Genomic DNA, 3,773 nt, shown 5'->3' on the forward strand with positions numbered 1-3,773 from the left:
ACCGATTACAGTAGGACGCGACCTGATGGCCTTTCAGTTAGATTAGTGGTGTAGGTAGAAACAGACGCCAACCGATTGTTAGGAATATTGTTTCGAAATAGAGATGGACCATCATAATGAACTCTAGATTAGCCATTCATTATTAGAACTGAAGAATTTTTATGTTATGTATACAAGTTCTTGTCTTTCGCACAAAACAAGAACCTGTATACAACTCGTTATGGTGTCTAGCCAGAAAGCGGCAATTATAATTTATTAGGAAATATAATCTCTACCTAATCCAAGCTCCGTAAGCAGTTGTCTGTAAGCAATCGAAGTCCGATCGGCAGGGATATGAGCTTCGGCCATTAAATCGAGTGGAAGATCTTCAGGCGTCTGCGATTCAACCATTTCTCGATCTTCTTGAAAGACCTGTAGATTAAACCGAATCGTATCTTCCGCTGGGATCGTCTTGTCAAAATTGCGAGAGATAGGGCAAAACAACCGGGTGTAACGTGCTGATACAGGAGAAGCGCAATTCAAAATCATGAGTTTTCCTTCATCCGGAAAATGAACAGTTAGTGATGCTGCAAACGGGGCGAACACACGGAAGGCACGCAACCACATAAACCCCTGAGGTGCCGGATTTTCTTGGCCTTTGCCATAATTGCTGACAGTACTCCAATAATCTGCGAAAAGTTGATTGCCATTACGCGTCACTTTATACTGCGGTACTTCTGTATTGGAACGGTCGCCGAAGGTTGCTGTATGAACATATGCGAAATGAGAAACATCCAAAAACCCCTCTAACTGGCGACCGGCCGATCCTGCAATATCAAAACTGGGAGGTAAAATATTCACAAAGTCTGGATCATCCCACCCGGAAAAATCGGGGATATTCTCATCGTCAGCAGTTAACGATGTCCATATCAGCCCATAACGTTCAATGACCGGGTAGGTGATTAACTTGAGTTTAGGCGATATTTTGGCATCAGGATGGGCAGGGACGGCTGTGCAGATACCATCGCAGCTATAGCGAAATCCATGATATGGACATACGATTTCGTCATTCTCGACCCACCCTTTGCTAAGCGGAGCACCGCGATGGAAGCAAAGATCACGGGCAACGACGACTTTGCCTCCGGCACGGTAGCAGACCAGCTTCACATCTAACAACTTAACGGCTACCGGTTTGTTAGATAACTCATCTGCGATCACGATCGGATACCAAAATGCAGACAAAACGTGCCAATCATTGGGCGTAAATGTACAATCTCGAGGAAGTTGCGATCGAACCTCATGCGTTGAATTTACCATTCCAATCACTCCTTAAGAAAATTAATGAATCCTAAACACAATAAAGCCCTAGGCTTAAGAGGAGCAGACATAAGAAATCTACATTTCGTTATAGAAACGTAAACTTTTTATGCGATGCATCCTCTTGTAGCCTAGGGCAATTACGGTTGCCTGGTCGAGACGCTCACTCCAATTAATGAGCTTATACAAGATGGATATGTGTCATGATTTATAACATATGTTATTGATAAGATAATATCAAGAAGACATCTTCATTGTCAATGTTAAATTTAGTTACATGAAATGATGATTAAAGAAATTCTATGAGGGTGGTTGTTTATGTTTATTCTGTTTCGTGTGAGGTTTAAATGAGGAAACGGCCAATTATGGCCGCTGCTTACTTTAACTCCAATATTTTTCAATAATAGCAATGGAGTTACCATACACCAGAAGCAGCCACCTGCAAAAGTCGCTTTTTGAATCATTTGTTTGCCTCATTTCATGATGATTTCGATCATTATAGGGTTAATTATATGAAAAGTCTATAAAAAAGTAAGTGGAGCATTATTTATTCGCATGAGGTCAGCTAGCTTTTTTGAGTTATCATCCTCGCGTTCCTCCAGAGCTTGTATGACACCAGTTCTTAGCTACTGAAAAATGGACTTGTTTAACGTAAATAATTATAATAAATATCTATACAAACAACCATATCATTCATTGTGGTGAAAGGGGTACACCTATGATACAAAAAGCGACTTTTGCAGGTGGCTGCTTCTGGTGCATGGTGAGTCCATTTGAAGAACAACCAGGGATTCATGGGATTGTGTCTGGTTATATGGGCGGAACAGTCGAGAATCCTACTTATGAACAAGTGAAGACTGGGCAAACGGGTCATTTGGAAGTTGTCGAAATTACGTTTGACTCGGCTATCTTCCCTTATGAGAAGCTGCTTGAGCTATACTGGCCTCAGATAGATCCTACCGATGATGAAGGGCAGTACATTGACCGCGGTAGCCAGTATCGAACGGCTATATTTTATTACAATGAAGAGCAGCATCAGCTTGCCTTAAAATCGAAAGAGGAGCTTGGGCAAAGCGGACGTTTTGATAAGCCGATTGTAACGGAGATTAGGCCTGCAGTTGCTTTTTTCCCGGCAGAAGAATATCACCAGAATTACCACCGCAAGAACCCTAAAGCATATAAAGAAGAACGGATTTCCTCTGGACGCGATACTTTTGGTGAGAAATATTGGAAGTAATGAAAATGAATACAAGGAAGCAGACTCTCCTCTCTTGAGAGCTTTGCTTCCTTTTCTTCTAAGCGGAGGAAAAAGGGGAGGATACGATGGTACAATCGCTGATTTTTGATATGGATGGAACACTATTTCAAACCGATAAGATTTTGGAAATATCACTCGAAGATACGTTTAATCAGCTAAGATCACTGAACAAGTGGAACCAAGAAACACCTATTGATAAATACCGTGAGATTATGGGTGTACCTTTGCCCAAAGTATGGGAAGCTTTGTTACCCAATCATTCTAATGAAGAAAGGGAACAAACGGATGCTTATTTTCTGGGGAAATTAATTGAAAATATTAGGAGCGGGAAAGGCGCTCTATATCCTAATGTCACGGAAGTTTTCAGTTTTTTAAAAAGCAATCATTGTTCTATTTACATAGCAAGTAATGGTCTGACGGAATATTTAAAAGCAATTGTAACTTATTATCATTTGGATAATTGGGTAACTGAAACATGCAGCATCCAACAAATTGATTCGTTAAATAAATCAGATTTGGTTCAAAGTATTATGAAAAAGTATAGCATTACCGATGCTGCTGTAGTAGGAGACCGCCTGTCGGATATTCAAGCAGCCAAAGACAATGGTTTAGTTGCGATTGGATGTAATTTTGATTTTGCACGAGAGGATGAACTTTCTCAGGCTGATATAGTCATAGATGACTTAATTGAGTTAAAAGAAATCGTGTTACAGTTGAAAAAGTAGTTATACCACCTTCATGAGGGTAAAAAGCTATAACAGCTCTTCGCTGATATAGCTTATTTGTTTGGATTAGGCCGCAATTCGACCTGTAGGGGAACTACAGTTCGCTATTTTGCTGGAAAGGCACATTATTCAGTGGGAGGGGAACTATGGTGCGCTATTTTGCCAGTTGTACCCCCAGAACGTGCCAAGGAAGCCGCATAAGACCCTATAGTTCCGCTCCGAGAGGGAATAGCTTGTTTTTCCAATAATAGAGCACTGCAGTTCCCTTAATGAAAGACTTAGCGGAATGCACTTGCACAAATCGGACAACCCTAAGTAAAATATGGTAGTAACTTTAATAAGCACTTATGGGGGGAAAGCAATGCGTATTCGCAATGACCGATTTCCTGGCGGGGTTCACAAAGCCCTGACCCTTAGTTATGATGACGGAAGAGTGCATGACCGTAGACTCGTGGGGAAGTTAAATGAATACGGGATCAAAGGAACATTTCACT

The 3,773-nt window shown here is 41.1% G+C and carries 3 protein-coding genes, 1 pseudogene and 1 riboswitch; of the genes and pseudogenes, 3 read left to right on the plus strand and 1 reads right to left on the minus strand.

Features of this window, described 5'->3' with window-relative positions; genetic code table 11:
* Positions 1–255 precede the first annotated feature (255 nt).
* A complete protein-coding gene (locus AC1DUA_RS28245) occupies positions 256–1,296 on the minus strand; it encodes a Rieske 2Fe-2S domain-containing protein (protein ID WP_477502924.1) in 1,041 nt (346 codons plus the stop codon).
* Between the two features lie 107 nt (positions 1,297–1,403).
* A riboswitch (purine riboswitch) is annotated at positions 1,404–1,505 on the minus strand.
* A gap of 509 nt (positions 1,506–2,014) precedes the next feature.
* Here AC1DUA_RS28245 and msrA point away from each other — a divergent pair.
* The 3 genes and pseudogenes from msrA to AC1DUA_RS28260 all read left to right on the plus strand — a co-directional run.
* Positions 2,015–2,533 (plus strand): peptide-methionine (S)-S-oxide reductase MsrA, encoded by a 519-nt coding sequence (gene msrA / locus AC1DUA_RS28250; RefSeq protein WP_477502925.1) that lies wholly within the window; start codon positions 2,015–2,017, stop codon positions 2,531–2,533.
* 86 nt (positions 2,534–2,619) lie between these two features.
* Positions 2,620–3,279, plus strand: coding sequence for an HAD family hydrolase (locus AC1DUA_RS28255; protein ID WP_477502926.1), 660 nt, complete (start codon positions 2,620–2,622; stop codon positions 3,277–3,279).
* Positions 3,280–3,640: 361 nt separating this feature from the next.
* Positions 3,641–3,773: pseudogene (locus AC1DUA_RS28260) on the plus strand (polysaccharide deacetylase family protein); the annotation flags it as partial.

It is taken from the genome of Paenibacillus sp. 01T422 (genome assembly GCF_056398785.1).